The sequence below is a fragment of the Pseudorhodoplanes sp. genome (assembly GCF_059499825.1).
This window is the reverse complement of record NZ_JCABZI010000013.1, coordinates 97363-124065: the sequence shown is the minus strand read 5'-3', so window position 1 is coordinate 124065 and position 26703 is coordinate 97363. Positions and strand designations below refer to the sequence as shown.

At 63.4% G+C, this 26703-nt stretch carries 26 protein-coding genes; 9 read left to right on the top strand and 17 right to left on the bottom strand.

Annotation, left to right across the window (positions count from 1 at the left end; all coding sequences use genetic code 11):
- Nucleotides 1-228 precede the first annotated feature (228 nt).
- The 4 genes from AC5I5I_RS18930 to AC5I5I_RS18915 are packed head-to-tail and all read left to right on the top strand — an operon-like array spanning nucleotide 229 to nucleotide 3093.
- Nucleotides 229-963: a GntR family transcriptional regulator gene (locus AC5I5I_RS18930; RefSeq protein WP_495975508.1), complete on the top strand. Its 735-nt coding sequence runs from the start codon at nucleotides 229-231 to the stop codon at nucleotides 961-963.
- A complete protein-coding gene (locus tag AC5I5I_RS18925) occupies nucleotides 960-1466 on the top strand; it encodes a MaoC family dehydratase (RefSeq protein WP_495975506.1) in 507 nt (168 codons plus the stop codon). The genes AC5I5I_RS18930 and AC5I5I_RS18925 overlap by 4 nt, the downstream gene beginning before the upstream one ends.
- Nucleotides 1463-2614: an acyl-CoA dehydrogenase family protein gene (locus AC5I5I_RS18920; RefSeq protein WP_495975504.1), complete on the top strand. Its 1152-nt coding sequence runs from the start codon at nucleotides 1463-1465 to the stop codon at nucleotides 2612-2614. Before AC5I5I_RS18925 ends, AC5I5I_RS18920 begins: the two co-directional genes overlap by 4 nt.
- Nucleotides 2615-2622: 8 nt before the next feature.
- Entirely contained in the window at nucleotides 2623-3093 is a 471-nt protein-coding gene (locus tag AC5I5I_RS18915; RefSeq protein WP_495975502.1) for a MaoC family dehydratase, read from the top strand.
- Nucleotides 3094-3106: 13 nt separating this feature from the next.
- Here the strand turns inward: AC5I5I_RS18915 and AC5I5I_RS18910 are convergent, their stop codons facing one another.
- From AC5I5I_RS18910 to AC5I5I_RS18860, 11 genes are all read right to left on the bottom strand, one after another.
- A complete protein-coding gene (locus AC5I5I_RS18910) occupies nucleotides 3107-4090 on the bottom strand; it encodes an NADPH:quinone oxidoreductase family protein (protein ID WP_495975500.1) in 984 nt (327 codons plus the stop codon).
- A gap of 45 nt (nucleotides 4091-4135) precedes the next feature.
- A complete protein-coding gene (locus AC5I5I_RS18905) occupies nucleotides 4136-6433 on the bottom strand; it encodes a CaiB/BaiF CoA-transferase family protein (RefSeq protein WP_495975498.1) in 2298 nt (765 codons plus the stop codon).
- A gap of 29 nt (nucleotides 6434-6462) precedes the next feature.
- A complete protein-coding gene (locus tag AC5I5I_RS18900; protein ID WP_495975497.1) occupies nucleotides 6463-7443 on the bottom strand; it encodes a Bug family tripartite tricarboxylate transporter substrate binding protein in 981 nt (326 codons plus the stop codon).
- Between the two features lie 309 nt (nucleotides 7444-7752).
- Nucleotides 7753-8598 (bottom strand): Bug family tripartite tricarboxylate transporter substrate binding protein, encoded by an 846-nt coding sequence (locus AC5I5I_RS18895; RefSeq protein ID WP_495975495.1) that lies wholly within the window; start codon nucleotides 8596-8598, stop codon nucleotides 7753-7755.
- Between the two features lie 393 nt (nucleotides 8599-8991).
- Entirely contained in the window at nucleotides 8992-10074 is a 1083-nt protein-coding gene (locus AC5I5I_RS18890) for a TRAP transporter substrate-binding protein (protein WP_495975493.1), read from the bottom strand.
- Nucleotides 10075-10175: 101 nt separating this feature from the next.
- Complete coding sequence (locus tag AC5I5I_RS18885) at nucleotides 10176-11303, bottom strand: class I SAM-dependent methyltransferase (protein ID WP_495975491.1); 1128 nt, start codon at nucleotides 11301-11303, stop codon at nucleotides 10176-10178.
- Nucleotides 11304-11327: 24 nt separating this feature from the next.
- Nucleotides 11328-12317 carry an Ldh family oxidoreductase gene (locus AC5I5I_RS18880; protein ID WP_495975814.1) on the bottom strand — a complete coding sequence of 330 codons (990 nt, stop codon included), beginning with the start codon at nucleotides 12315-12317 and terminating at the stop codon, nucleotides 11328-11330.
- Nucleotides 12318-12373: 56 nt separating this feature from the next.
- Complete coding sequence (locus tag AC5I5I_RS18875; protein ID WP_495765221.1) at nucleotides 12374-13027, bottom strand: DUF3726 domain-containing protein; 654 nt, start codon at nucleotides 13025-13027, stop codon at nucleotides 12374-12376.
- Nucleotides 13024-14727, bottom strand: coding sequence for a hypothetical protein (locus AC5I5I_RS18870; protein ID WP_495975489.1), 1704 nt, complete (start codon nucleotides 14725-14727; stop codon nucleotides 13024-13026). Before AC5I5I_RS18870 ends, AC5I5I_RS18875 begins: the two co-directional genes overlap by 4 nt.
- Before the next feature lie 35 nt (nucleotides 14728-14762).
- Nucleotides 14763-15809: a membrane dipeptidase gene (locus AC5I5I_RS18865; RefSeq protein ID WP_495975487.1), complete on the bottom strand. Its 1047-nt coding sequence runs from the start codon at nucleotides 15807-15809 to the stop codon at nucleotides 14763-14765.
- Between the two features lie 3 nt (nucleotides 15810-15812).
- The gene (locus AC5I5I_RS18860; RefSeq protein WP_495975812.1) at nucleotides 15813-17264 is read right to left on the bottom strand and encodes an aldehyde dehydrogenase family protein; all 1452 of its coding nucleotides are present in this window, start codon (nucleotides 17262-17264) and stop codon (nucleotides 15813-15815) included.
- A gap of 104 nt (nucleotides 17265-17368) precedes the next feature.
- Between AC5I5I_RS18860 and AC5I5I_RS18855 the strand changes: the two genes are divergently transcribed.
- Both AC5I5I_RS18855 and AC5I5I_RS18850 read left to right on the top strand, forming a co-directional pair.
- Nucleotides 17369-18298, top strand: a complete 930-nt coding sequence (locus AC5I5I_RS18855; RefSeq protein ID WP_495975486.1) for a LysR family transcriptional regulator — start codon at nucleotides 17369-17371, stop codon at nucleotides 18296-18298.
- Between the two features lie 79 nt (nucleotides 18299-18377).
- Nucleotides 18378-19361, top strand: a complete 984-nt coding sequence (locus AC5I5I_RS18850) for a Bug family tripartite tricarboxylate transporter substrate binding protein (protein WP_495975484.1) — start codon at nucleotides 18378-18380, stop codon at nucleotides 19359-19361.
- A 16-nt stretch (nucleotides 19362-19377) separates the two neighbouring features.
- Here AC5I5I_RS18850 and AC5I5I_RS18845 read toward each other — a convergent pair whose 3' ends face one another.
- The 4 genes from AC5I5I_RS18845 to AC5I5I_RS18830 all read right to left on the bottom strand — a co-directional run bounded on the left by AC5I5I_RS18845 (nucleotide 19378) and on the right by AC5I5I_RS18830 (nucleotide 22023).
- Nucleotides 19378-20709 carry an LLM class flavin-dependent oxidoreductase gene (locus AC5I5I_RS18845; RefSeq protein WP_495975482.1) on the bottom strand — a complete coding sequence of 444 codons (1332 nt, stop codon included), beginning with the start codon at nucleotides 20707-20709 and terminating at the stop codon, nucleotides 19378-19380.
- A 144-nt stretch (nucleotides 20710-20853) separates the two neighbouring features.
- On the bottom strand, nucleotides 20854-21201 hold the full coding sequence (locus AC5I5I_RS18840) for a hypothetical protein (protein WP_495975480.1): 348 nt from the start codon (nucleotides 21199-21201) through the stop codon (nucleotides 20854-20856).
- 124 nt (nucleotides 21202-21325) lie between these two features.
- On the bottom strand, nucleotides 21326-21541 hold the full coding sequence (locus AC5I5I_RS18835) for a hypothetical protein (protein WP_495975478.1): 216 nt from the start codon (nucleotides 21539-21541) through the stop codon (nucleotides 21326-21328).
- 116 nt (nucleotides 21542-21657) lie between these two features.
- Nucleotides 21658-22023, bottom strand: a complete 366-nt coding sequence (locus AC5I5I_RS18830; protein ID WP_495975476.1) for a phasin family protein — start codon at nucleotides 22021-22023, stop codon at nucleotides 21658-21660.
- A gap of 368 nt (nucleotides 22024-22391) precedes the next feature.
- On the opposite strand from AC5I5I_RS18830, the gene AC5I5I_RS18825 reads away from it, so the two are divergent.
- Both AC5I5I_RS18825 and AC5I5I_RS18820 read left to right on the top strand, forming a co-directional pair.
- Nucleotides 22392-22697, top strand: coding sequence for a hypothetical protein (locus AC5I5I_RS18825; protein ID WP_495975475.1), 306 nt, complete (start codon nucleotides 22392-22394; stop codon nucleotides 22695-22697).
- 186 nt (nucleotides 22698-22883) lie between these two features.
- The gene (locus AC5I5I_RS18820; RefSeq protein ID WP_495975473.1) at nucleotides 22884-23888 is read left to right on the top strand and encodes a tetratricopeptide repeat protein; all 1005 of its coding nucleotides are present in this window, start codon (nucleotides 22884-22886) and stop codon (nucleotides 23886-23888) included.
- A gap of 2 nt (nucleotides 23889-23890) precedes the next feature.
- Here the strand turns inward: AC5I5I_RS18820 and AC5I5I_RS18815 are convergent, their stop codons facing one another.
- Nucleotides 23891-25510: an acyl-CoA synthetase gene (locus AC5I5I_RS18815; RefSeq protein ID WP_495975471.1), complete on the bottom strand. Its 1620-nt coding sequence runs from the start codon at nucleotides 25508-25510 to the stop codon at nucleotides 23891-23893.
- Nucleotides 25511-25576: 66 nt separating this feature from the next.
- Here AC5I5I_RS18815 and AC5I5I_RS18810 point away from each other — a divergent pair, with 66 nt between their 5' ends.
- Nucleotides 25577-26101 (top strand): GNAT family N-acetyltransferase, encoded by a 525-nt coding sequence (locus tag AC5I5I_RS18810; protein ID WP_495758389.1) that lies wholly within the window; start codon nucleotides 25577-25579, stop codon nucleotides 26099-26101.
- Between the two features lie 4 nt (nucleotides 26102-26105).
- Here AC5I5I_RS18810 and AC5I5I_RS18805 read toward each other — a convergent pair whose 3' ends face one another.
- Nucleotides 26106-26624, bottom strand: a complete 519-nt coding sequence (locus AC5I5I_RS18805; protein WP_495975469.1) for a CAP domain-containing protein — start codon at nucleotides 26622-26624, stop codon at nucleotides 26106-26108.
- Nucleotides 26625-26703 lie beyond the last annotated feature (79 nt).

Here is a 26703-nt window from a genome sequence, read left to right as displayed (position 1 = left end):
GACCGGATTGCGACCAGGAGCAGGTCCTAAGCTCAATGTCATCGCCCGCGAAGGCGGGCGATCCAGTAACAATCAACATTTCAGTGGTTTAACGGATGCCTCGCCGGTGCTGTGGGTGACCGGGCGAGAGACCGGTGGCTCTGCAGAATTTCGTTGCAAGCAGGCCCGGCGCATGCAAACAAATGTTCGGACATTTGCAGCACCGATCCTCTCGGGCGGAGAAAGAGCATGTCGTCGCCGACCCTGTACCAGCAGATTCGCCGGACGCTGACCGACGAAATCATGTCGGGCCGCTATGCGGCGGGGGACAAGTTCCCTCCGGAAAACGAGCTGTGCGACCGGTTCGGCGTCAGCCGCCAGACCGTGCGCGAGGCGATCCGGGAATTGCAGTCCCGCGGCCTGCTGAAGCGCCGGCGCGGCGCGGGCACCGTGGTCTGCGGCCGGACCGACCCCACTTTGTTCGTGCAGGAGATCGACACCCTCGGCCGTCTTTTCGACGCGGCACAGGACACGAGGCTCGAACGCAAATCGGAAGGGCTGATCGCCGTCCGCGAGGGCCTCGCCGATCTGCTCGGCTGCAAAGCGGGTGAGAGCTGGCTGCGCTTTGCCGGCCTGCGCTGGCACCTCACGCGCAACATCAAGCTGTGCTGGACCGAGATCTTCGTCGCTCGGAAATATTCGGATGTGCGCAAGCACCTCACGCCGCAGACCTCCGGCATCTTCACCCTGCTGGAACAGCATTTCGGCGTGGTGCTGACGCGGCTCGAACAGGAAATCAGCGCGGTTGCGATCGATGACAAGCATGCCGCGGAGCTCGACGCCGAGGCCGGCAGCCCCGGCCTGTTCGTATTGCGTCGCTATTTCGATCCCGCCGACGACCTCTATCAGATCGCGATCAGCCTTTATCCGGCCGATCGCTTCACCATGAAGACGCAGCTGCTGCGTCAGGCAGGAGGCGCATGACAGCAACACAAACCGATCCGGCCGCGCTGAAGCAGCGGGCCGTCCTCTGGCGCAAGGGCACGTCCTTCGAGGAGTTCAAGCCCGGGCGCGTGTTCGTGCATCACTGGGGCCGCACAATCACCGAAGCCGACAACACCATCTTCACCACGCTGACGCTGCATTACAACCCGCGCTACTTCAACGCGGAGTTTGCGCGCGCGGAAGGGCATCCGGATGTCGTGGTCTGCCCGATGCTCGTGTTCAATACGGTGTTCGGACTGAGTGTCCAGGACCTGAGCGAGGCCGGAGGCATGTTCCTCGGCATCGAGGATCTGACCTTCTACGAGCCTGTCTATCCCGGCGACACGTTGACCGCATCGAGCGAGGTGCTGGATTGTCGCTCCTCGAAGAGCGACGAGCGCCACGGCATCGTGACCTGGCACACACGCGGATTCAATCAGCGCAAGGCGCTGGTGGTGGATTTCAAGCGAACGAATCTGGTGCGGAAAGAACGATTTAGATGACATACCTGACAGAAGAACGCCGCCTCATTCAGGAGAGCGCGCGGGAATTCGCCATGCGCGAAGTGATGCCGATCGCCAACAAGCTCGATCCGGAGAAGGGCGACATCCCGATGGCGCTGCGCGAGAAGATGGCCGAAATGGGTTATTTCGGCATTCTGATTCCGGAAGAATATGGCGGCTTAGGCTTGGGATGTTTTGAGTATTGTATTGTTGCGGAGGAGCTTTCGAAAGCCTGGATGAGCGTCGCCAGCATCATGGCGCGCGGTAACGGCCTCGTCGGTATGCCGGTGATGACGGAAGAACAGCGCCGCAATTATCTCCCACGCATGGTGCGCGGCGAATTCATCGGATGCGTCGCAATCTCGGAACCCGATGTCGGCTCGGATGTGTCCGCCATTGCCTGCCGCGCGCGCCGCGACGGCGACAGCTGGGTCATCAACGGCAACAAGTACTGGTGCACCTTCGCCGACGGCGCCGACTTCATGATCCTGATGGCGCGCACATCCGAGCCAACCAACCCGAAGCGGCGGCACGAAGGCATCTCCTGCTTCATGTTCGAGAAGCCGCGCGGCAGCTTTCCGAAGGGCCTGCAAGGCCATGCCATACCGAAGATCGGCTATTTCGGCATGAAGACCTTCGAATTGGCCTTCGACGATTTCCGCATTCCAGCCTCTTCGCTCATGGGCGAAGAAGGCAAGGGCTTCTACCTGATCACGAGCGAGCTGGAGAAGGCGCGTGCACACACCGCCGCCCGCGCGATCGGATGCGCCACCGGCGCGCTGGACTCCGCTATCGCCTATGCCAAGGAGCGCGTGCAGTTCGGCAAACCGATCTCCGACTTCCAGGGGGTCCGCTTCAAGCTTGCGAAGATGGCGACCGAGATCGAAGCTGCGCGGCAATTGATGTATTTCGTGTGCGATTGCGTGGATACTGGCCGTCGGAGCGACAAGGAATCGTCGATGGTAAAGTATCTTGCGAGCGAGATGGCCGAACGCGTCACCTCGGACGCGCTCCAGGTGCTGGGCGGCGCGGGCTATACGACGCTCCACCCGGTCGAACGGTTCTGGCGCGACGCACGGCTGACGAAGATCTTCGAGGGCACCTCCGAGATTCAGCTTCGCATCATTTCCGACCGCTTGCTCGCATAGGTTCCGCCATGAACGACCCTGCACTGACCGGAGCCAGCAACTATTTCGAGGACTTCACGCCCGGCCTGGTTATCCGGCACAGTCGCGGCAAGACGGTCGAAGCGCTGGAAAACCAGTTCATCACCAACCTCGTGATGAATACCGCCGATGGCCATTTCAACGAGCATCTTATGAAGCAGACGCCGTTCGGCACCCGCATTGTGTTCGGCGGCGTCACGGCATCGATCGTGATCGGGCTTGCCGCGCAGGACACCGCGGAAAACGCGCTCGCAGAGCTTTCGCTGACAGGGCTCCGCCTCAAGCATCCGGTCGTTCACGGCGACACCCTCTATGCCTTCAGCGAGGTGATCGACAAGGAAGATAGCGACCGCAGGGATGCCGGCGTCGTGCGCTTCCGCCACATCGGCCTCAATCAGGACGACAAGATCGTATTCGAGGCGGAACGCCGGGTGCTGATGCGCCGCCGACCAAAGGCGTAACGCGGAAGAGCGGTCAGGCGCGCGGCAGAACGATGCTCTTGCCCGTCACGTTGCGGCTTATCATGTCACGAAGCGCATCGGCCGCATTCTTCAGTGGATAGGTCTTGCCGGGCAACGGCCGCAGCCGCCCGTCGCGATACAGCGCCAGCGCTTCACCGAGCACCGTGCGGGCGAATTCCGGATCGCGCTCCATTTCAGCGCCCCACAGCGAACTCATCACCGCAATATTTTTCACCAGCACGATATTCGCGGGGATCTGCTGCCATGTACCAGAAGCAAATCCAACGATCAGCATGCGCGCGTGCCAGCCGACGACCCTCATGGCCTGCATGAAGGCATCGCCGCCAACCGGATCGAACACGACATCCACGCCCTTGCCGTCGGTGAAAGCCAGCGCCCTGTCGCGCACGCTTTCGCTCACATAATTGATGCAGCAGTCGGCGCCATACGATGCCGCGAGCGCGATCTTGTCTGACGTCGAGGCGCAGGCTATGACGCGCGCTCCCAGCGCCTTGCCGACCTGAATAGCGGCCAGACCAACGCCACCGGCCGCGCCATTCACAAGCAGAGTCTCTCCGGGCTGCAGCATGGCACGATAACGAAGCGCGAAATACGCAGTGCCGTATCCGATGATGAAGCCCGCACCCGCCTCGAAGCTCATGTTGTCCGGAATGCGATAGACCTTGTCGGCCAGCGCTACATATTCCTCTGCGAAGCCACCGCCCTGCCGCGCCGATGCGATGACACGATCGCCTACGGCGCATTGCGTCACGCCCTCGCCCGTTTCCAGCACGATTCCGGCAAGCTCGTGACCCGGAATATGCGGCAGCTTCGGCTTGAACTGGTATTTTCCGGCAACGATCAACGTGTCGGTGAAATTCACCGCGCTGGCCTCGACGCGGATCAGAACTTCAGCGCCCCCCGGCCGCGGCGCTTCGATGTCTTCGACCGTCAGGACGTCGGGGTCGCCCCACTCGTGACAACGAACCGCTTTCATCGCTCGCTTCTCTTTCAATCTATGGGCGCCGCAGGAACAGATCAGTTAGTCCAGCCGCGACGCATTCGGCGATGCCGGTCTCGTGCCGATGACATTGTCCTGCGCAAGCTGCGCGATCTCGGCAGATGAGAGGCCGAGAATATCGCGCAGCACCTCCTCGGTGTGCTGGCCGAGATCCGGCGCCGACAGGGTCACCGCGATGGGTCGCTGCGGCAGATGCAGCGGGAACCCTTTCACGATGTCGTCCGACGGTGATCGCGCGAGGGGCTGGATCGCGCCACCAGCTCCTTGCCGTGCGCAATGCCAAGCATCCTGCCCGTTGCAGACAACCGTCGCCGCAAGGCCACTCGCGTTCAGGCGTTTGCAAATGTCCTGAGATGTCTCGCTCGACGTCCAGGCGCTCAATGCGCTCTTGCAGGCGGCAACATCGCGGCTGTTCGCGCCGGCCATGTGCGGCGCGGCGAGTGTCAACGCGCGCATCATATCCTGTTCATCCCGCAGGCTGATCGCAATCCAGCCGTCCTTCGTCGCGAACGCATCCTGCAGAAGATATTCGGGAGACGCATTTCCGCGCGATGCCGCAACGACGTCGGCAGACGCCATAATCGCCTCGCCCAACAGATAGGTCGTCAGCTCACGCTGCGAGATGTCGAGATGTGCGCCGGCTCCCGAACGTTGCACGGCATGCAAGGCCGCCACGATGGCGGAGGCGCCAAAAACCGAGCCGACCTGATCCGGATAATTCAGGTCCATGCCTGTCACCAGCGGAACCCCGTCGTCATAGGCTGTCAAAGCGGCAAGTCCCGAGGTCGCTTCAAGGGTTGAACCAAATGAGATATTGCCCGCGTCCGGTCCATTCTCGCCCTGACTCGAGACAGACGCGAGGATGATCCCGCCATTCGCTGCGCGCAGCGCCTCATAGCCAAGGCCGAGCCGCTGCATCACACCGCGCCGAAAATTCTCGATCACCACATGCGATTGCGCAGCAAGCTCGAGGAATATCTCGCGGCCGCGGTCCGATTTCAGATCGAGGCAGATACCCCGCTTGTTGCGGTTGGTGCTCTTGAATGCGTCGGAATTGTTCCACCAGCCCTCGGCGCGGCTCGTTCCTGGCGTGCCGCGAAACGGATCGAGATAGGTCGGCGATTCCACCTTGATGACGTCGGCACCGAGATCGGCGAGAATTGCGGACGTGCTCGCGCCGGCCGTGAGAATCCCGAGATCGATCACACGAATGCCGGACAGCGGACCGCCGCCGCCCGCCGCTCGATCACGCCGCGGCGCGTTGCCCGATGCGCCGCGCGCCGCAATCATCATCGGCAGTCGCGGACGGGGAGCGTTCCCATCTACCGCCGCGCCGAAGAAGCTGCGCGCTCGATATTGTTGGTCATTGAGCAACTCCGCCGGGGTCCAGACGGCGCCCAACGCCAGGCCTGATGCCTTCGATGCCGCCGATATCTGCTCGCGTGTCTGACCGAGCGCCCAAGCTTCAAGCCGGCGCTCAAGCGCGGAGAGTTTCGTAGGGTCGGTCCAGGCTCGCTCCGCGGCTAGCGCCTGCATCTCCGGATCGCCTGTCATTCTGGCGAGCACCGGCCAGTCGCGGTCGAAATACACAAGTGCGACATGACCATCCGCACATGGCGCGGTGCGCCACTTTCCACTTTCCGCGGAGCGCCGCGGGATCGGCTTCCCCCGCGCGGCCGCTGCCAGCGACTTCCAGTTGATCCACAACGCAGTGCCGAGCGCCGAAACTTCGGCACGATCGAGATCCGTCCCGTGCAACAGCGCCGAGGCTGCAAGAAAACCGGACAGACCCGTCGAATATGAAATCTGATGGCCACCCAGCATGAGCGGCCGCGCGTCCGAGCGACCGACAATGTCGAGGAGCCCGCTTCTCGCACAAATTGTGAATTCGCTTGCGGCAGCCTTGGCTCCCCGCTGGCCGGTCACGTCCTCGGCGAAGATCACGGTCTTGGTCGAAAGATCGCCGGCGCCGGCAGTCGAGACAGACGGACTCGCGTCGCCGTCGTACGTCAGACGCACATGGGTGCGAGGCCGGATGGAGCCGTGGGCCACCAAAGGCGTGTCCGGTGGCGCGCATTCCTTTCCGTGGGACAGAAAGGCTTGCAGCGCCTCCAAATGAGCTGCGCGTGGCGCGTCGCCCGCATCCGCTCGCGCGACCGATAGCGGATCGGTGCCGCGACACACGCGAACGACACGCGCGCCGAAATCCGCGGCAAGGCGGCCGGTCAGAGCTATCGCCAGCACGGCCCAGAACGGTGTCGTCTCCGACACCTCCTCCGTCAGGAGGACGTCACACAAGGAATCTGCAATCTGATCCACGTGAAGAATCCAGGTGACGGATCAACCGACTATTGCGGCGTAACGCCGGCGAGTTCAACCGCGCTTTTCCAGAACTTGAGATCGTCGCGAACGCGCTTTTCGAAATCCGCGATCGAACCGGGCGTCGGCACAACGCCGATCCGATCGAGCTTGGTCTGGATTTCGGGAATTTCGATCACCTTGTTGATCGCGGCATTCAGCCGTTCAACCACCGGCTTCGGCGTACCGGCCGGCGCGAATACGCCGACCCAGACGGTCGCCTCGACGCCGGGCACCACCTCGTCCATCGTCGTGACTTGCGGCAGCTTCTTGATGCGCTTGGGTTCGGCGATTGCAATCAGCTTCATCTGCTTGGATTCCACATAGGGCAGGATGCCGGCGAGCGTGCCGTAGCTCATGGTGATGTGGTTGCCGAGCAGGCTTTGCATCGCCGGGCCAGCGCCCTGGAACGGAACCGGAGTGATGTTGATACCGGCCTTCTTGTTCAGGAGAGCGCCGGCGATGTTGTGGGCCGAGCCGACGCCGATATGCCCGTAAGTGAGTTCGCCGGGTTTGGCCTTCGCGGCTGCAATGATGTCCTGAAGCGAATTGAACGGCGACGATGCGGGGACGACCAGCCCGATATAGGTCTCGCCGATCATCGCGACGTCGGCGAGATCCTTTACCGGATCGATGGGATAGTTCTTGAAGGTGAAGGGGTTCGTCACCAGCACGGAATTGGGAGCCATCAGGAGGGTGTGCCCGTCCGGCTGCGCGCGAGAGACGAGGTGGGTGCCGATGTTGCCGCCGCTGCCGCCCTTGTTCTCGATGACCACCGGCTGGCCAAGTTCCTTGCTCAGTTCGGATTCGATGACGCGCGCCGTGGTGTCGATGACGCCGCCCGGCGGGAATGGAACCACGATGGTGACCGGACGGGACGGGTAGGTCTGCGCCGCGACTTTGTCCGCAGCACCCGATAAAGCGGCCGAAATCGCGGCTATCGCTGCTGCAACGCGGAAAAATGTCCTCATGGATCCCTCCCTGGTCCGGCCCGCGAGCGCGATCGAGCCGAACTCTCAAATTTCGGGCACCCTAAATGACCGGACAATTGACCGCAAGGCAGCTTGATCCGTGCCGGCCAACAAAATGGCCGGACATTTCGAGTTAATTAGCTTGCAGGGATACTGCTGCCGACGCCTTCACCCTACGGAACGGCCTAGGCGCGGCCGGGAACCCGGATGACCGTCCCCTGGACGCTAAAACGGCAGCGGCGCCGCGATGATCGCGGCGCCGTCCAGGCCGTTCAGGTGTCAGTATCCCGCGGCAAGCCTGCCTGATCACTATTGCGGCGTGATACCGGCCACCTCGATCGCGCCCTTCCAGAATTTGAGATCTTCCTGAATGCGCTTGTTGAACTCCGCCGGAGTCTCCGGCATCGGCACGACACCGATACGGTCCAGCTTCGTCTTCACATCGGGTAGCGCAAGCAGCTTGTTGATCGCCGCATTGAGACGATCGACAACCGGCTTCGGCGTTGCCGCCGGCGCGAACACGCCGACCCAGGAGGTCACCTGCACGCCCGAAACGACCTCGTTGATCGTTGGCACGTCCGGCATCTGCTTGACGCGGGAAGGCTCGGCGAAGGCGATCAGCTTCATCTGCTTGCCTTCGAGATACGGCACGACGCTGGCGACAGTGGCGAAACTCATGGTGATGTGACCCCCGAGCAGACTCTGGAGGGCCGGACCGGCACCCTGGAACGGCACCGGAAGAATATTGATTCCAGCCTGCTTGTTCAGCAATGCGCCCGCGATGTTGTGGGCCGAGCCGACGCCGATATGCCCGAAGCTGAGTTCTCCGGGCTTTGCTTTTGCCGCGGCAATGACGTCCTGGATCGTATTGAACGGAGAGTCCGCCTTGACGACGAGGCCGATATAGGTCTCTCCAATCATGGCGACCCCGGTCAGATCCTTACCCGGATCGATCGGATAATTCTTGAAGGTGTAGGGGTTCATAACCACGGTTGCATTGGGCACGACCAGAAGGGTGTGTCCGTCCGCCTGCGCGCGGGCGACCATGTTGGTCCCGATGTTGCCGCCGCTGCCGCCCCTGTTCTCGATGACGACGGGCTGGCCGAGCTCCTTCGCGAGCTCCGCTTCGATGACGCGGGCCGTGGTGTCGGTCACACCTCCGGGCGGGAACGGGACAAGCAATGTGACCGGGCGTGAGGGAAACGTCTGCGCCGACGCAAGAACCATAAAACCAACGAGCGTAGACGAGATCGCAGTGGCTGAGATCGCTGCCCAGAAAAGCCTTTTCATATTTCATTCCTCCCAGATCCGATGTCGCTGCGCGATTATTCGCGTCATTGCGGACCTGGGGGGCAGCCTAAATGACCGGACAATTCGCTGCAACAGCGGCCCGATTCCGGGCTTCGCATTTGACCGGACATCGACAGTCGACTGGGAGACGCCTGTGCGGCGTCGCAGCCGCTTTGCAGCCACCGGTCATCGTCAGCTTGGCGCCGCAGCCGGCAGCGCCGAAGCACTGCCGGCCGCGATTGCGCTTTACGGGCTGGTCTAGCGAGCGGGCGCCGAGAACCGTGCGCTGTCCAGCCGGTATTCCGCGAGGCGGAACCAGTCATTCGACTCGCGGGCGAACTTGGTCCAGGGCTCGTAGATGGTCTTGAAGTCAGGGTTCTTGCTCGACAGGTCGTCGAAGGTTTCCAGCGACGCCTTGTAGGCGGCCTCCATGACATCCCGCGGGAAGGCCCGAATTTCGGTCCCGTTGGCGATCAGACGACGAAGCGCCGCCGGATTCTTGGCATCGTAATTCGCGAGCATCATCGTCATCTGCTCGTTGGCTGCGGTCTCGAACGCAATGCGGAATTCCTTCGGCAGGCCATCCCACGCGCCCTTGTTGACCAGCGAGGTGATCTGCGCCGATCCCTCCCACCAGCCGGGCGTGTAGTAGTATTTCGCCACCTTGAAGAAGCCGAATTTCTCATCGTCATGCGGGCCGATCCATTCGGCCGCATCGATGGTGCCACGTTCGAGCGACGAATAGATGTCCGCAGCGGCGATCTGCTGCGGGATCACGCCGAGCTTCGAAAACACCGTGCCGCCCAGACCGCCGATGCGGAATTTGAGGCCCTTGAGGTCCTCGACCGAATTGATCTCCTTGCGGAACCAGCCGCCCATCTGGACGCCGACATTGCCGACCGGCACCTGCACCAGTCCGGCCTTTCCGAACAGGGTACGCAGCAGCTCCATGCCGCCACCGTAATAGAGCCACGCCGCCTGCTGGCGCGCGTTGAGCCCGAACGGCAGTCCGCCGTCAAAGGCATACGCGGTGTTCTTGCCGATGAAGTAGGACGTCAGCGTATGCGAGCACTCGACGGTGTTGTTGGCGGCCGCATCGAACACCTGAAGCGGCGGCACGATCTCGCCGCCGGCGAAGACCTGAATCTGGAATTTGCCATCGGTGATCTGGCTGATCCGCTCGCACATCGCCACGGCCGAGCCGTAAAGTGTATCCAGGCTTTTCGGCCAGCTCGCCGCCATGCGCCACTTGATGGTCGGCGTCTGCGCAATAGCCGGCGCCGCAATCCCGGCCGTCGCTGCGACCAGACCGGCACCCTTGAGAAATTTACGACGTTGCATGATCCACCTCTCTCTGTCCCCGTTGCAATTCAGTTGATGTGCAAACCTTCAGTCCGTCTCGACAGCGCTTCTCCCTCCTGCTGCTCGGTCCCGCACCGGCATCAGGCCTTCTTTCCGACCACCATGAAGCAGTGGACGTAATCCATCGCATGACCCTCAGGCGAAGCGGCGACATCCGCCTCGTAGGATTCGTAGAAGCGATTGACGATCGCCATGCGCTCCTGCTGCGGCCGGCTCGGATCGAGCCCGCCCATGAATGTGCTTTCGCTCCACGAACGCAGCGTCGGGACATAGCTTTTGGCAAAGGCGGCAGCGTCGCCCTTCTGCTTGAAGTCCGCCGCATAGGGGCAGCCCGTGGTGCGCGTGAAAACCTTTTCCAGAACCAGCCCCGCTTTGCTGACGGCCGAATTCGGGTCCTGGAACGGCGCCACGAACTCGTCCTTGGTCTTGTAGAATTGCAGGAAGTTGGCGCCCCGGTATTCGGCCTCGGTGATGGTGCCGTCACGCAGCAGGTTTCGCCAATGCTTGGCGAAAGTGTCGTGCATGTTCACCCCGCCGGTATGGCCGAGATAATGCCCTTTCTCGTCCTCGCAGAAATTGGCGAACACGAACTTGCCGCCCGGCATCATCTCGCGGGCGCGATGCAGCAGGATCGTGTCCCAATCGGCGAGCGCAGCCTTGCGCAGCTCTTTCTTCTCTTCCGCGTTGGCGCCGACCGCGTGGGTGTGATCGGCAATCTGTAGCGGCAGCTTGCTGAGCCAGTGCATCGCCGTCGCCGAGAAGCCGAGCGAAATGGTGCTATCTGGAAAAATCTGACGATAGAAAGACATGCCGCTGCCGAAGGTGAACACGTTCGGCTGTAGCGCCAGCGGATTGTCCTTGAAGGCCGGCAGCAGCCCCTGCAGCAGCTGGAACAGCACGGAGAAGTCGTTATGCGGCAGGTCGGTATAGGTGATGGCGATCTGCCGCTCGGGAGCATCCTTGCGGATTCGGGCAATCGCCCTGCGCATCATGTCGATCGAGGTGCCGCCGTCGGCCGCGCCATAATCCGCGATTGTGAACGGCGTCGTGCCGGTCAGCGGCATCGATTCCAGCGCTTCCAGCACGAGGTCGGCAGCCGCATCGATCACGGCCTTGGCGCCGACCGTGTTGGCGCTGTAATAGCCGGCGCCACGCATCGCGATCACTGGCGAATTGGTTTCGCTCTCTTGTTTGGTGGTAACGGCCATCTGTTTCTCCCTGTCGATCACCCGCTATGCGGCGAGATCCCTGATCTGCTTCACGAGGTCCGCGGACACCGCGACGCCCGCGCCCGACTTCGCCCGCGCGGCCTTGCGCTTGCTGCCGGGGATGTGCGCGCCGTCCTGCGCCGCGATCGCCTCAACCAGACGCGTGACGCGCTCGCCGAATGCGCCGCCCGAACTCGTCGCCACATCGATTGCGATAAAGAATTGCCCGGTGCGCGGCGGCCCGCCGGCCGTGCCGGAAAACGGGCTCGCATCCATCGCCAGCAATGCGCCGCTCGCGGCGGCCGCGAGCAGTTCGACCATCAGGCCGGCACCGAAACCTTTGTAGCCGCCGCTCGGCGCCATCGTGCCTTTCAGCGCGACATCCGGATCGGTGGTTGGCTCGCCGTCCGGACCGAAGGCCCAGCCTTCCGGAATCGATGCACCGGCGCGCTTCCTCCGCATCACCTCGCTCTTGGCGATGACGCTCGCGCTCTGGTCGATCGAGATCGCGGCACCGCCTTTGCCGTCGGGCGCTGCGATCGCGAACGGATTGGTGCCGATCACGGCCTTGCGGCCGCCAAAGGGCGCGATCGAGGCCGGCGCGTTGGTATAACCAAGCCCCAGCAGACCGGCCGCCGCGATGCGCTCGGTGTGATAGCCGAGCACGCCGCAATTATAGGAATTGCGGATCGCCAGTGCGGCAATCCCCATCTCGCGCGCCAGCGGAATCAACTGTTTGAATCCGGTATCGATCGCCGGATGCGCGAAGCCGCTGTTCGCATCGACGACCAGCAGCGCGGACTTCGGCTTGCTCAGCAGCGGCACGGCGCCGCCGTCGACCTTGCCGCAGCGCAAATGCTCGCAATAGGTCGGCACATAGGCGAGGCCATGCGAGGCGATGCCGTCGGCTTCGGCACCGGCAACAGCCGAAGCAAGCGGCTGCGCCTGCTCGGGCGATGCACCGGCGGCCACAAGCGCGGCCAGCGCCAGCGCTTCGATCTCGCTCAGGGTCATCGTCACTTGATTCATATTACATGGCTCATCGGCGATACTCAGTCTTTGGGAACGGCTCAATCATTGTCGATCAGACCGGCGCCCGCGCCCTCGCGCCGCGAACGCTCGCTGGCGGGAACGTAGGTTCGGTGACCATAGGCAGCGATACGCTGCCACGCCTGCGGATCGGTCGCGATCCCGCGCGTGGATGCCGCCTTGACTGGTGAAGTTGACGGACCATCGGCAATCGCGGCGCATCGGATTTCGCCTGCGTCCAACACGTCGAGCATCGCAAGATCGCTCGACGGATCGCCGCACTCATCCAGTACGATTCGCGTTCCATCCGCCTCCAACTGCGATGGACGTCCGAGGATACGCGCGGCCGCGGCCACAAATGGAGCCAGCAGCAACGGCCGCGCGACCGGACCGGCGACGAAAGCATTCGTCGTCAGCCGATCAGCATCATCGCAAAGCGTGGCCCCGAGCGTGATCGGACAGAGCGGCGCATCGGCAGTCAGACGGCCGGTCTCCGTGAACCTGCAAGCCGAAGTGATCCGCTCGCGGCGATCATGACGTTCCAGCACGTCGGCCAACGCCGGCAGCGGGTCGATACCGTGCGCCGCAAGCCAGCGCACCGCCTTGCCGCCCTCTTCGGCCAGCCCCCATGGCAAGCCTGCGCCGCGAATGGCTTTCCTGGCTTCGCTTTCCAGCTCGCTCAGCGACCAGGTCATGCCCTGGCCTCGCCGAGCGGCGGAAGCACCCAGTCGTCCGCATCGCAGGTGCCGATTTCGTCCAGCAGCGGGGCGTTCTGGAACATGGTGATGCGCACCCAGCGATCCGACTTGGGGTCGAAACGGGTGGCACCGAAACACGCCAGCTTCGCGCGCAGCAGATCGATCGGACGCATCTGCGCGGAGAGAAGATTGTCCCGCACCTCCGCATAGGGATGCCGCGCCGACATCTGGATGCGGCGGACCAGATGCCGATGCTCCGGTTGCTGCAACAGGAAAGCCGAAACGCGGTCGCCACGCTCGCGCGTCAGCAGCACCCGATAAAGCGCGGCGACATCGCGGGCGATGCCGAGCGGCTGCTCGCGGTCGGCGCCTTCCTCCTCAGCCCGTTCGCCGAGCCGCGGTTCGAGCTTTTCCTCGGAGACATACCAGAAGCGGGCCTGCTGCGCGGTCTCACCGAAATCGGTGTCGATCGCGAAGCGGTAATTCTGCTCGATCAGCGTGATAAGCGCGGAAACGCTCATCCTGCCGTCGATCGTAAATTCCGCGTCCTCGTCGCAGGCCATCGTCTCGGCAAGATCGTCGACGAGGTCGCCATGCGGCTCGATCAGGAGCGAGACCAGCAATTCCTGCGCCTCGAGGCCAATCTCCGCCTCCGCCCATCGATAAAGCGAATCGAACGGCAGCGAGCCGGATGGACCGCGGGCAATCTGCGCCGACAATCTCGCGAGGTCGGCGGCGAGGCCTTCGATGCGCGCCTGCTGCACGGCATCCGTCGTGGTCCAGGACGCGACCAGCTTTTTTGCGCGTGCGACGAGGGGCGGAAGCATGTCCCACGTCTGAGGATCTGACAGACCGCGGACGCGGGCCAGTGCGGTCTCGCGCGCGGTGATCCAGTGATCGAGCAGCGCCGGATGATTGATCAGGAAAGGCGCCATGCCAAGACCGGTGGCGTTACCCACGCCAAGACTGCGCCGGAGCGTGGGCGCAAGCGTGACCGCTGTCTTCGGCGCTTTGATCTTCGCCGCGTGATCGACCAGATCGAGTGTGAAGGCGCGGATCAGGAAGACGGCGAGCATCTCCGCCTGGAACGGCGCATTGAATTCCTCGCGACCGCAGATCGCCTCGCGCACCGCCAGTCCGAACTTGCCGCTGCCATAGACCGCCGTCGTCCGCATCAGGTAGCCGATAGGCGCGAGGTCTTCGGCGCGCGGCTGCTGCCCGGCCGCGAGGCAGGACACCGCATGATCGAACAGGCGCACGCTCTTGTTGGCGCGTGCCAGCACGATCTCATTCTCACTGACGCGGCCCGCCTCCTGCTTCGGGACATTCGCGCGCAGCCGCTCGATATCGGCCGGGGACGGATCGCCGTCATACAGGGCGAAAGCCGCGTCCCATTCCTCCGCAATCACCCGGTCGGTACGTTTCTCGGGCGGCAGGTCATGAGCGAATGCGACCAGGCTGTAGCTGCGTGACGGACCGGCGGCACGATAGATCGCGACGCCTTCGCCTCGCGCGTTCACGTCCCACGAGATACGCGACAGCCGCCAGTTGTCGCGCGCAAGCCGGCGAAGCAGCACGCGCATGAAGGACAGACGGGTCTGATGGAAACTGCCGAGACGATCGAGCCGCATCACCATGTCCGGCGAGCGTAGCGCCACGCGCGGCGCATTGTCGGCGCCGGAGGCGGGCCCGTCCAAGTCGCGCAAGACTGGTGCAGGCCGCGTCATCATCGTCAGACGCCCTTGCTCGCAGCGCGCCTGGCCGCCGCTTCACGGCTCGGCTGCGCCTCCGCTTGGGGACAGAAGGATCGCTCGAAGAAGTCGAGCCAGTTTCCGCCCATGATCCGGTCGATATCCGGCTGCGCGAAACCAACCTCCGCAAGTCCGGAGGCGATGCCCGCAAATTGCGTGTTGTCGCGGAACCAGTCCGGTTGCGGCGGAAACACCGCAGCGCCGAGCGGACCGGATGCGCCACGCGAATCGCGGGTCCAACGCCCGACACGCATCCATTCGACCACCGAATCCGGCTGATCCTGACAAAGGTCCGACCCGATGCCGATGCGCTCGACGCCCATCAATTCGGCGGTGCGCGCCACCATCTCGCAGAAGCTGCGCAGCGTGCAGCCCGAGCCGCCCTTGAGGTGCAAGGGATAGAGCGAGAAGCCGAGCATGCCGCCACTTTCGCCAAGCGCCTTCAGCACCGCGTCGGACTTGTTGCGCGGCACGTCGTGCCATGACGACGGATTGGCATGGGTGATCGCGACCGGCCGAGACGAGAGTGCGATCGCCTCCAGCGTCGAGCGTTCGGCCGAATGCGACATGTCGATCACCAGCCCGACGCGGTTCATTTCACGGATCACTTCGCGTCCCATGCGCGTGATGCCGGGATCTTCCGCCTCGTAGCAGCCGGTCGCAAGCAGGCTCTGGTTGTTATAGGAGAGCTGCATGAAGCGCACGCCGAGGCGATGCCAGATTTCAACCAGCGACAGATCGTCCTCGATCGGCGATGGATTCTGGAAACCGAAGATCACCGCGGTGCGCCCGCTTTCTTTCGCGCGCCGCACATCGTCGGCGGTGTAGGCCGGGCAGATCAGGTCGGGATAATCCTGAAACCACCGGTTCCATTGCCCAATATTGGCGATCGTTTCGCGGAAATTCTCGTGATAGCAGATCGTGACATGGATCGCGGTGACACCGCCCGCGCTCAGCTCCCGGAAAATCTTCTCCGACCAGTTGCAATATTGCAGGCCGTCGATGAGGACGCGGTCGCTTGCGGTCATGGCCTATTCCGGCGCTCCCGCATTGACGTAGGACGTCTTCATCGCGGTGAAGAATTCGACCGCGACGCGGCCCTGCTCGCGCGGCCCGTAGGACGATTTCTTCCGGCCGCCGAACGGCACATGGTAATCGGTCCCCGCCGTCGGCAAATTCACCATCACACAACCGGTCTTCATGTTGCGCCGGAAATGGTTCGCGCGCGCCAGCGATTTCGTGATGATGCCCGAGGTCAAGCCGTAAGGCGTGTCGTTTGCGAGCGTGAGAGCCTCTTCATAGCTGCCGGCCTCGATCACGCAGGCGATCGGGCAGAACATCTCTTCGCGATTGACGCGCATGTCGTTCTTCGTCCGGATGAACAGCGTCGGAGCGAAGTAATAGCCCTCGGTGCGCCGAGTCAGCCGTTCGCCGCCGCAGACGCGCTCGCAGCCTTCGCTCTCGGCGAGCTTCACATAATCGAGCGCCTGCGCGAGCTGCTTCTCGTCGACCACCGGACCGATCTGCGTGCCCTCATCGAGCGCGTGGCCGACCACCAGAGCCTCGGCCTTGGCCTTCAGCTTCGATACGAATTCGTCATGCACCTTGCGATGCACGATGAGGCGCGACGAAGCCGTGCATTTCTGGCCCGATCCGAAATAGGCGCCGTTCAGCGCATGCGCGACGGCCAGTTCCATGTCGCCATCGTCCATGACGACCAGCGGATTCTTGGAGCCAAGCTCAAGCTGGATGCGGGTGAAGTTCGGCGCGGCCCGAGTCGCGACCTGCTGGCCGATCTCGTAGGAGCCGGTGAAGGTGACGGCATCGATGTCGGGGCTTGCGGCCAGCGCATTGCCGACGACGCTGCCCGAGCCCATCAGCAGATTGAAAGTGCCCGCCGGCAGATTCTGGCGGCTGACAATGTCGGCGAATTGCCAGGCAATGGCTGGGGTCGCACTCGCCGGCTTCCAGATCACCGCATTGCCGAAAGCCAGCGCCGGCGCGATCTTCCAGCATGCGGTGGAGAGCGGAAAATTCCACGGCGAGATGACCGCCACCACGCCAATCGGCTCGCGCCGCACATCGACCTCGATGCCGGGGCGCGTCGAGTCCACCGCATCGCCGGAAATCCGCAGCGCCTCGGCAGCGAAATACTGGAAGAACTGTCCGGAGCGAAACACCTCGCCGACACCCTCGGCGCGCGGCTTGCCCTCTTCGCGCGACAGCAATCCACCCAGCTCCTGGCTGCGGGCGCAAATCTCGTCGCCGATAGCCATCAGCGCCTTGTACCGGGTCTCGAGCGGCGAAACGCCCCAGACGCCAGCCGCCTTGCGCGCGGCCGCGATCGCCTCGCCGACCTGGGCCGGCGTCGCCTCGGTGAAATGGCCAACGATGTCAGAGATATCGGAGGGATTGACGCTGGGACGGGAGGAGCCGCCAGCGACCCAGCGGCCATCGATGTAATTGTGCTTGTCCGACGCCATCGTGACACCCGCCAGTTCCATCGGTATCGAAGGCCGATGACACATTTCGGTCAATTCGGAAATGCGGTACAGTATTTCGGTTTTTCCGAATTTTGGTAACTCTGATGCGCACCTCGCTGGCCACCCTTCGCGTCTTCGCCACGGTGGCGGAATCAGGAAACATCCGCCTCGCGGCGGAGCGGTTGGGCCGGACCCCCTCCTCGATTTCCGAGAAGCTGAAGCAGTTCGAGCAGGACATCGGCGCGCCGCTGTTCGAGAGCGGCCGCAAGAACCGGCTCACCCCGGTCGGCAGCTTTGTTCACACCCAAGTTCGCGACCTCTTGAGTCATGTCGACCGCAAGCTGGCGTCGCTGCAGGCGTACTCGCGCAACGCCATTGGCCGCATCGACATCGCGTCGGTGCCGTCGATCGCCACCACGCTGCTTCCTGCGGTCGTCGCGCGTTTCAGAAGCCAATGGCCTGCGGTCGAGATCACTGCACGCGATGCCGACTCGCGCAGCGTCGCCGATCTCGTGCAGTCGGGCACCGTGGAACTCGGCATCGCCAGCATGCCCAGCGAACGCCGGGCGCTTGTGTTCACGCCGCTGTTCGAAGAGCCGCTCGGTATCGTCTGCCGCAAGGATGACCCGCTCTATCGCAAACGTGGCAAGCGGCGCTGGTCGGATCTCGAGAGCCGCACGCTGCTCGCGAATGCGATTTCCGACGCGCACAATATCGGCGCAATACCGTCGCCGACGCAGGCGCCGATCGTGGTCTATAACGTGCTGTCGCTGCTGGCGCTGGTTCGCGCCAATATCGGCATCACCATTCTTCCGCAACTCTCGGTCAACGAGCCGCAAGCCGATATCGGCTTTGTCCCGATCGACGAACCCGACGCAACGCGTACGGTCGGCGTGATCACGCGCGCAGGCGAGGCGCTGTCGCCGGCCACCGCGGCGCTGCTGGAAATCGTGCGCGGCCAACTGCACGACATGGCCGATCGCTTCTCGATCACGCTGAGCGATCCTGCCTCTGCCGCGGCCAAATCCGGATGACCATTGTCACGGACGCCGGACTGCGGCATCGTTATGCGTTGCCGCACCACGCGGCGCCGCTGTGCATATGCGAGGCCCGATGAGATCGATTGTCCGCTTGTTCTGTATGGGCCTCGTTGCCGCTCTCGTGGGCAGTGCGCTCGTCGGCCACGCTCATGCCCAGACCGATGCCTATCCCAGCAAGTCGATCCGAATCTTCGTCGGCTATTCGCCCGGCGGCGGTATGGACACGATCGCGCGCGTGCTCGCGCAACGGCTCGAGGAGAATCTCGGCGTTTCGGTTGTGGTCGAGAACCGTCCCGGAGCAACAAGTACGCTGGCCGCGGCGGCGGTCGCACAAGCGGCACCGGACGGCTACACGCTGCTGCTCGGCGAAACAGGATTGCTGCTGGCGCCGGCGTTGCTGCCGTCATTGTCCTTCGACCTGAAGAAAAGCTTCACGCCGGTGGGATATGTCGCGCAGATTCCGATGGCCTTCGCGGTGACCAACAGCTTCCCCGCCAAGACCACGCAGGAATTGATTGCGACCCTGAAGGCGGACCCGAAGAAATACGACTATGCCTCGCCCGGTGTCGGCACCGTTCAGCATCTCGCCTTCGAGCAGTTCAAGCGCGTCGCGGGCGTCGATGCCCAGCACGTCCCCTACAAAGGCGGGACCGCCTTCTCGCCGGACTTGATCGCGGGCCGCGTCCATATTGCGATCATGAGTTCGTCGGTCGCCGTCGGGCTGGCGCGCGCGAACAGCGCGCGGGTGATCGCCGTGACATCGCTCGATCGATCGACCAATCTGCCGGACGTTCCGGCGATCGCCGACGTGATCCCGGGCTTCGACATGAGCGCGCGCATCTTCCTCGCGGCACCGGCCGGGACGCCGCCCGCCGTGATTGCGCGGCTCGAACAGGCGGTTGCGGCTGCACTGAAGAATCCCGATCTGCAGAAACGCTTTGCCGACCAGGGCGCGAATGTGGTCGCAACGACGAGCGCGCAGACTCAAGTCCAGCTTGCCGAGGAGATGGATCGCTGGGCCTCGGTTGCGAACGCGCTCGGCATGAAGCCGAATTAAGCGACGCAGCCTCCGGTCACCCGGCTGCCGCCGCGAACGAACTCGGCGGCCGGTTCAGGCCGAGATGATCGCGCAGCGTCGTGCCTTCATACGCGGTGCGGAACAGACCGCGCCGCTGCAGCAACGGCACAACTTCCGTGCTGAATATGTCCAGCATATGCGGCAACACCGGTGGCATCAGGTTGAAGCCGTCCGCTGCGCCGTCGTTGAACCAGTCCTCGATCAGATCGGCGACCTGTTCCGGCGTGCCCGCAATCGTCAGATGACCGCGCGCGCCGGCAAGGCTGGACAGCAATTGCCGCAGTGTCGGCTTCTGCCGCCGCACAAAGCCGACGATCACCTCAGCCCGGCTACGCGCCGCTTCGACCGTGGCGGGATCGGGAAAATCCTCCGGCGACAATATCCGGTCGAGATCGAGGTGGGAGAAATCATGCCCGCCGAAGCGATTGGACAGCCGCCGGCGGCCGATTTCAGGATCGGCCAGATCGTTCGCCTCCTGCTCGAGCCGACGCGCCTCCGCCTCGGTGGACGCAATCGTCGGGCTTAAGCCCGGAAGAATATGAATCTGGCTGGCGTCGCGCCCTTCGGCCTGCGCATGCGCCTTCAGGTCGGCATAGAAGGCCTGCGCCGTCGTCTTCTCCATATGCGCGGTGAACACGGCTTCCGCGTGCCGCGCGGCAAAGCGCCGGCCGGTATCGGACGAGCCCGCCTGCACCAGCACCGGCCGGCCTTGCGGGCATCGCGGCATATTCAGCGGCCCGGCCACATCGTAATAGTGGCCCTTGTGATTGATCGGCCGGATGCGATCCGGTCGCGCATAGCGCCCGCCCGCGCGATCGTCGAGCACCGCATCGTCCGCCCATGAATCCCACAGCGCGTTTGCGACGGCGACGAACTCCTCGCCGCGCGCATAGCGCTCCTCGTGCGCGGGCGAACCGGCGCCGCCGAAATTGCGCGCGGCCGCGGGCAGCCACGACGTGACGATATTCCAGCCTACACGGCCATTGCTCATGTGATCGAGCGACGCAAATTGCCGCGCCAGATTGAATGGCTCCGTATAAGTCGTGGAGGCGGTGGCGATCAGCCCGATCTGGCTGGTCGTCACCGCAAGCGCCGCCAGCACCGTGATCGGCTCGAGCCAGGCCTGCGGCGCCTGCATATCCTCGCCCAGAGCCAGCGTATCGCCGAGAAAGATGGAATCGAAGCACGCGGCCTCGGCGCGGCGGGCCAGATCCTGAATGTACCGGATATCGGTCAAGGCCAGCGGCGACGACGTCGGATGGCGCCAAGAGGCTTCATGATGTCCGCGGCTCTGAACGAACAGATTGAGATGCAACTGGCGTTTCATTGAAGGCTAGAACCTGAGGAACAAAATGCGGCGACGGAGCGCGGATGGACTTCCACACTGCCCGACTTTGCACCGCCGTCGCAACCAACCGCGCGTACGGCAGCCCTCAGATGCGCGCATGATCGCAGCTACCTGTCGCGCTCGTCAGGCGGGCTGATCGCTGTCGAGTCCCGTTTGCTGGACGCGACGAATGGCAGCCCCGATCTTCTCGATGCGGGCCGCGAACAGGCCATCATGAGAGCGGGCTTCCAGCGCAATCTGGATTTCGGCCGCCAGAATATGCAGTTGATCCGCCAGCTTCGGATGCGAGTTGTTAAGTCCGCGCTGCAACTGGACGCATGAGCCGATCGCAGCTTTCGCGCGATCCTCCCATTGACCGGATGCCCGAAGCTCGCGTTCGGACAATGCGGCGGCGCCGGTGCATACGTTCCGCAACAATTGAAGAAGCTGCTGCCGCGAGGCCACACGGCCATCGATAATCTGATCTGTCATAACCTGAGCCACGTCGGGGATTGCCGGCAAAGATCGCCGTCCCGCCGCAGATATTACAGGTCTTTTTGCCGCGCCGTCTCCGATATCGCGATCCGAAGGCGTGGGAGACCGAGGATCGGTCAGTCTATCGGTCGGTCGCAGTCCCGTCGGTCGCAATCGATGGGGCGCCGGGCAGAGTTGCACGTTGTTCGGCCGGGAACCGGTCGAGCGCGATCTGCAGTTGACGGGCCTCGTCTTCAAGCCCGATCCAGCGCAGTTTCCGGATCAGCTTGACCAGCTCCACCGACGTCGGACGTTCCACCGGGTCAGCAATTTCCTGCGGATCGACGTTACGTTCCATGGGCGTCCTCCGATGCAAAGTTTCTTTGTCCCAGATTGACGTGCTGTCCCCCGATTGCCGTTTCACCCCGAGCAGACCGACGTGCGGCCGTCCGGCGTTGCGGGCTGATTGAACTATTAGGTACTCGAGCCTTTGCCACCGGTCGACATGAACCGGTTCATCGAGGTGACGAGCTTCTGGCTGTCGGCGAAGAACTTCTGACTGTCCTTGGTAATGGTCTCCATGCGGCGGCCCATCCAGTCCTGATAGGCCTTGGCCGCATCCGGGAGCGACTTGGCCGCAGCCAGCTTGGCGGCAAGATCGGAGGCCAACTCCCTTTCCTGTTCCATGCGGGCGAGCCAGTCCGCATTGGCTTGCTCAATCAGCTTGGCGAACTCCTTCTGCATGTCGGTGAGCGCGTCCGCCTGCTCTTTTCCCAGCTTGGTGAAGTCTGCCGGGTTGAACATCGGCATTGGCCATTTCGTGTGCTCGTCGGATGACATCGTTATTTCCTCCTCGCGCCGAGAACCTTGTACCCAGGTCCGAATGCCGAAGCGCGGTTGAGCCAAACTCGCACCACCGCCAAGGCCTCACCTGTTTGGGATCCATCGGACCACGCCGCGTTGACCTCTCTCAAGTCCGGCGCCGGAAATATTTCCGGTGCTGCGGGGTTTCCGGAATGCAAGGGTCAGGCGACATCGTTTGATGGATCTTGATAAAATTCAAATCGTCGTCAGATAACGTAAGCTCATTCGTCGGAGCGGTCTTGTGCCGGCTGGCGAACGCGGCAAGCACTAAACACAGAATGCTGGCTGGGTCCGCTGCGGACCAAGGCAGTGTACGACAAGACATCGTGTCTATGGAGAGTTTCATGCGCGCCAATTTTGTTTTCATCGCGCTCTTCGCTTGCGCCCTGAGCGCGACGGCGCCGGCACCTTCGGATGCGTTGGCTGGTCAACAAAACTTGATGCTGCAGCGCAGTACCGAGATTTCTGCGGCGGCAAAGCGAAAGCCCAAGAAGCCCGTGCCACAAGGCACCCCCTATGTCCGCCGCGGCTTCGCCGATCCCTCGTTCGGCCCGGATGGAAAGCCTTACAAGGTTCCGGAATATCTCCGGGGGCAATGCTACATCGACGACGGCTATGGCCGCTTTTCGGCGTGTAACAATCGAATCTGAACGCGTCCGACCTCGAGGACGATCAAGCGTCCTCGAGTTTGTCGGGGTCAGCCAAGTGGCTGCAGCCAGTTGCCTGCGCTTTCCATGGCTCCGTAATCTCCCGTAGGGGCAATATCCAGCTTTCAGCCAAGCAATTCCGTCCGGAAGATGCAGCGCATTCACCGCGCGCATCTGACGGAGGGAACGATGAGAACCGGCCTTCGCAACGGCGCATTGCTGATCGCAATCGGTCTCTCGGTGCTTGCCGCACCGGCCGGCGCGGGTCCGTTTGAGGATTGCACGCAAAATTACCGTCCGCGGCTGAGACTGGCGGGCTGCAGCGAGGTCATCCGCTCTCCGTCTTTCGACGCGGCAGCAAAGAGCAAGGCCTACACCAATATCGGCGAATTGCGGACGCAGGCTGGCGCGCTCAAGGAGGCGATCCGGAATTTCAGCCTGGCGCTGCGACTGGATAGCGAAAACAGCATCGCTTATGCAGGACGGGCCGAGGCGTACGCCGCGTCCGGCGACGTGGCGGGTGCAATCCGCGACTACGACAAGGCGATTTCGATCTCGCCGTCCGACAGCGCCAACTTCGTCGGAAGAGGCCATGCCTATCTGGTTCGCGGCAATGCCGATGCTTCGATCCGCGACCTGAGCGAGGCGCTTCGCCTGCAGCCCGGCAGTGCGGTGGCCTATAACAATCGCGGCCTTGCCTACCGCAAGAAGGGCGACACGACGGCAGCACTCGCGGACTACAGCGCTGCGATCGCACTCAATCCGGCTTACGCGCTGGCCTATGCCAATCGCGGCCGTCTCAACGAGAGCATCGGCAAGACCGACGACGCGATACAGGATCTCTCCGAAGCGCTGCGTCTCGACCCGTCGCAAGCTTCGGTGCGAAACGCGCTGAAAAAACTCGGCGCCCTCGATCCGGCCGAGCGCGAAAGCAATGCGCGTCTGCGCGAGGGCCGAACGCTGGTCGAGGTCAGTTGCGCGCCCTGCCATGCCGTGGGCCCAAGCGGAACGAGCCCGAATGCCAAGGCGCCTCCGTTCCACGAGCTTCAGAAGCGGTACGCGATGCTGTCTCTGCGCACGCCAATCACCCGCGGCCTGGCAGCGCCGCATGACGAGATGCCGCGATTCAGGCCGACGGATCAGGAACTGGACGCGATCATCGCTTACATCAACAGTCTCGCGCCACGCCGCTGATCCTAGCCGCGATCCCGCAACAGCCGGCGGATGATCTTGCCGGAGGTCGTCATCGGCATCTGATCGATGAAGTCGATCTCGCGCGGATATTCGTGCGCAGACAGCCGCGTGCGAACGAACTCCTGCAACTCGGCGACCAGTTGGTCGCGCGGCGTCTCGATGCCCGGCTTGACGACGACGAACGCCTTCACGATTTCAGTGCGCAACGGATCGGGTTTGCCGATCGCAGCCGCAAGCGCGACCGCGGGATGACGGATCAGGCAATCCTCGATCTCGCCCGGCCCGATCCGATAGCCCGACGAGGTGATGACATCATCATCGCGACCGACGAAATGAAAATAGCCGTCTTCATCGACGATGCCCTGATCGCCGGTGGTCATCCAGTCGCCGATGAACTTGTCGCGCGTCGCGTCCGGCCGGCCCCAGTAATCGAGGAACATTACCGGGTTCGGACGGCGCACCGCGATCTGGCCGATGGTGCCGGACGCGACCGGCACACCATCGGCATCGATCACTGCGACCTCATGCCCGGGCACCGGCTTGCCGATGGCGCCCGGGCGCGACACGCCAAGCATCGCGCAGGATGACAGGACCAGATTGCATTCGGTCTGGCCGTAGAACTCGTTGATGGTCAGGCCGAAAGCATCCCGGCCCCATTCGAACGTTTCCGAGCCGAGCGCCTCGCCGCCCGATCCGATGCTGCGCAGTTTCAGATCGTATCGCCCGCGCGGATTCGGTGCCGCGCGCAGCATGCGAAGCGCCGTCGGCGGAATGAACGCGTTGCGGACGCCGGTGCGCGCCATCAGCGCATAGGCCTCTTCCGGGTCGAACTTGTCGAACCGGTGCGCCACCACCGCGACGCCGTGATGCAGCGACGGCAGCAGCGCATCGAGCAGGCCGCCGGCCCAGGCCCAGTCCGCCGGCGTCCAGAACAGGTCACCTGGCTGCGGAAAGAAATCGTGCGGCAATTCAATGCCCGGCATGTGTCCAAGCAATACGCGATGCGCATGCAGCGCGCCCTTGGGCGGCCCGGTGGTGCCGGAAGTGTAGATCATCATCGCGGGATCGTCGGCCGATGTAGCCTCGGCCGTGAACGCGTCGGACGCCGCCTGCAGGAGCGAGGCAAAGCCGATCGCGCCATCGGCGTCGCCATCGGTCGAGATCACAAGCTTCAAGTCGGGCGGAGTGTCGCCCAGACTGGCGAGCTTCTGCACGCCAACATCATTGGTGACCAGCACCTTCGCGCCGGAATTCTGCAACCGGTAGGCCAGCGCCTCGGTGCCGAACAGCAGCGCCAGCGGCAGCGCAATCGCGCCAAGCTTGTAGATCGCAACATGCGCGATCACCGCTTCCGGCGATTGCGGCAGCAGGATCGCCACCCGCTCTCCGCGCCCGACGCCGTGTGCCCGCAAGGCATTGGCGAGCCGGTTCGACCTCTGCATCAGCGCGCGAAACGAAATCGCCTCGGTTCCACCGCCACTATGGACATGGATGATGGCAGCACGATCTGGGTCGGTCCGCGCCCAGCGATCGCAGACATCGACGCCGATATTGTAACGGGCAGGAATCTCCCAGCGAAATTCGCGATAGAGCCTGTCGTAGTCCTTGATGAATGGAAGCATCCCGGCAGCCTTGCGGGCGGCAAGCTAGTCGGGCAAGCAGCCTGCGTCCAGTGATTGGTGCATGTGATGAACGATGGCAGCCCCGCGCCGCTGCAATGGCGACCGATGAGTGCGGCCGATCTCGCCGCGGTCGACGATCTGTCGGCCCGTATTCACCCGGATTTTCCCGAACGGCCGGAGGTCCTGGCGGAAAAATTCCGGCTGTTCCCGCGCGGCTGTTTCGTACTTGCTGCCGCCCCCGAGGGCCAGCCGAACGGATATTGCTTTTCTCATCCCTGGATGTTCGGCCCCCCGCCTGCGCTGGACACGATGCTCCGCGCGCTGCCGGAGGCCGCGACCACGTATTTCATCCACGATCTCACCGTCGAAGCATCTTTGCGGGGCAGGAATTTCGCATCCACGCTGGTGCCGCGGCTATTCGAGGCCGCCCGCGATGCTGCACTCCGCCGGATGATGCTGGTCGCGGTCAGCGGCAGCACGCCGTTCTGGATGAGGATGGGGTTTCACCGGACCGGCGATGACCAGCTTCAGGCTGCGACCCGCGCGAAATACGGCGCGGGTGCGGTTCACATGGTCCGAGAACTCGCTTGATCGGCTATTGCGCGACCTGCGCCATGCGCTGATCCGGCGAAGCCAGGATCAGCGCCCAGAACACCTTGTATTTGGTGTTCGGCACATAGACCGCGGCGATCCCCATCTGGGTGGCGCCTTTCAGCAGCATATTCGCCTTGTGCGACGGCGAGTCGCGCCAGCCCGAAAAAGCCTCGGCAAGCGTATGGTAGCCGGCGCCGATATTCTCAGCACCCGTTTGTGCCTTGTAACCCGACTTGCGCAGCCGCTGCTGGAAATTGCCGGCGACATTGTGGTCGAGCTTGTCCTTGGTCGCCATGGCTCGCGCCTGCTCCTCGGCCATCCGCATCAGCTGCGGATCGAGCGTCACGTCGCCCAGCAGGTTGTTGCGCCGGTAGCCGGAAATCATCGAGGCCGCGGCCTGCGGATCGAGTTGGGCGCCTTCGCGGGCCATGCTCTGATAGAATGTCGGCTGCGACGGCAGGGGCTCGGTCGCGCAGCCCGCGAGCGCCAGACCGAGCCAACACAATATTGCTGCAGACATCGGCCACCCGCCCACCATCGCCTGAAATCCCCCGATCGACCGAATTGGCCGCAAATTGGTAACCAAACGGTAAATGCCG

Excerpts from the sequence above, each read along its gene's own strand:
- AC5I5I_RS18910 (WP_495975500.1), bottom strand. The coding sequence starts at position 4,090 with ATGAAAGCGGTTCGTTGTCACGAGTGGGGCGACCCCGACGTCCTGACG.
- AC5I5I_RS18820 (WP_495975473.1), top strand. The coding sequence starts at position 22,884 with ATGAGAACCGGCCTTCGCAACGGCGCATTGCTGATCGCAATCGGTCTC.
- AC5I5I_RS18930 (WP_495975508.1), top strand. The coding sequence starts at position 229 with ATGTCGTCGCCGACCCTGTACCAGCAGATTCGCCGGACGCTGACCGAC.
- AC5I5I_RS18830 (WP_495975476.1), bottom strand. The coding sequence starts at position 22,023 with ATGTCATCCGACGAGCACACGAAATGGCCAATGCCGATGTTCAACCCG.
- AC5I5I_RS18915 (WP_495975502.1), top strand. The coding sequence starts at position 2,623 with ATGAACGACCCTGCACTGACCGGAGCCAGCAACTATTTCGAGGACTTC.
- AC5I5I_RS18885 (WP_495975491.1), bottom strand. The coding sequence starts at position 11,303 with ATGGCCGTTACCACCAAACAAGAGAGCGAAACCAATTCGCCAGTGATC.
- AC5I5I_RS18850 (WP_495975484.1), top strand. The coding sequence starts at position 18,378 with ATGAGATCGATTGTCCGCTTGTTCTGTATGGGCCTCGTTGCCGCTCTC.
- AC5I5I_RS18880 (WP_495975814.1), bottom strand. The coding sequence starts at position 12,317 with ATGACCCTGAGCGAGATCGAAGCGCTGGCGCTGGCCGCGCTTGTGGCC.
- AC5I5I_RS18835 (WP_495975478.1), bottom strand. The coding sequence starts at position 21,541 with ATGGAACGTAACGTCGATCCGCAGGAAATTGCTGACCCGGTGGAACGT.
- AC5I5I_RS18825 (WP_495975475.1), top strand. The coding sequence starts at position 22,392 with ATGCGCGCCAATTTTGTTTTCATCGCGCTCTTCGCTTGCGCCCTGAGC.
- AC5I5I_RS18920 (WP_495975504.1), top strand. The coding sequence starts at position 1,463 with ATGACATACCTGACAGAAGAACGCCGCCTCATTCAGGAGAGCGCGCGG.
- AC5I5I_RS18860 (WP_495975812.1), bottom strand. The coding sequence starts at position 17,264 with ATGGCGTCGGACAAGCACAATTACATCGATGGCCGCTGGGTCGCTGGC.
- AC5I5I_RS18810 (WP_495758389.1), top strand. The coding sequence starts at position 25,577 with ATGAACGATGGCAGCCCCGCGCCGCTGCAATGGCGACCGATGAGTGCG.
- AC5I5I_RS18855 (WP_495975486.1), top strand. The coding sequence starts at position 17,369 with ATGCGCACCTCGCTGGCCACCCTTCGCGTCTTCGCCACGGTGGCGGAA.
- AC5I5I_RS18875 (WP_495765221.1), bottom strand. The coding sequence starts at position 13,027 with ATGACCTGGTCGCTGAGCGAGCTGGAAAGCGAAGCCAGGAAAGCCATT.
- AC5I5I_RS18840 (WP_495975480.1), bottom strand. The coding sequence starts at position 21,201 with ATGACAGATCAGATTATCGATGGCCGTGTGGCCTCGCGGCAGCAGCTT.
- AC5I5I_RS18865 (WP_495975487.1), bottom strand. The coding sequence starts at position 15,809 with ATGACCGCAAGCGACCGCGTCCTCATCGACGGCCTGCAATATTGCAAC.
- AC5I5I_RS18805 (WP_495975469.1), bottom strand. The coding sequence starts at position 26,624 with ATGTCTGCAGCAATATTGTGTTGGCTCGGTCTGGCGCTCGCGGGCTGC.
- AC5I5I_RS18900 (WP_495975497.1), bottom strand. The coding sequence starts at position 7,443 with ATGAGGACATTTTTCCGCGTTGCAGCAGCGATAGCCGCGATTTCGGCC.
- AC5I5I_RS18845 (WP_495975482.1), bottom strand. The coding sequence starts at position 20,709 with ATGAAACGCCAGTTGCATCTCAATCTGTTCGTTCAGAGCCGCGGACAT.
- AC5I5I_RS18815 (WP_495975471.1), bottom strand. The coding sequence starts at position 25,510 with ATGCTTCCATTCATCAAGGACTACGACAGGCTCTATCGCGAATTTCGC.
- AC5I5I_RS18925 (WP_495975506.1), top strand. The coding sequence starts at position 960 with ATGACAGCAACACAAACCGATCCGGCCGCGCTGAAGCAGCGGGCCGTC.
- AC5I5I_RS18890 (WP_495975493.1), bottom strand. The coding sequence starts at position 10,074 with ATGCAACGTCGTAAATTTCTCAAGGGTGCCGGTCTGGTCGCAGCGACG.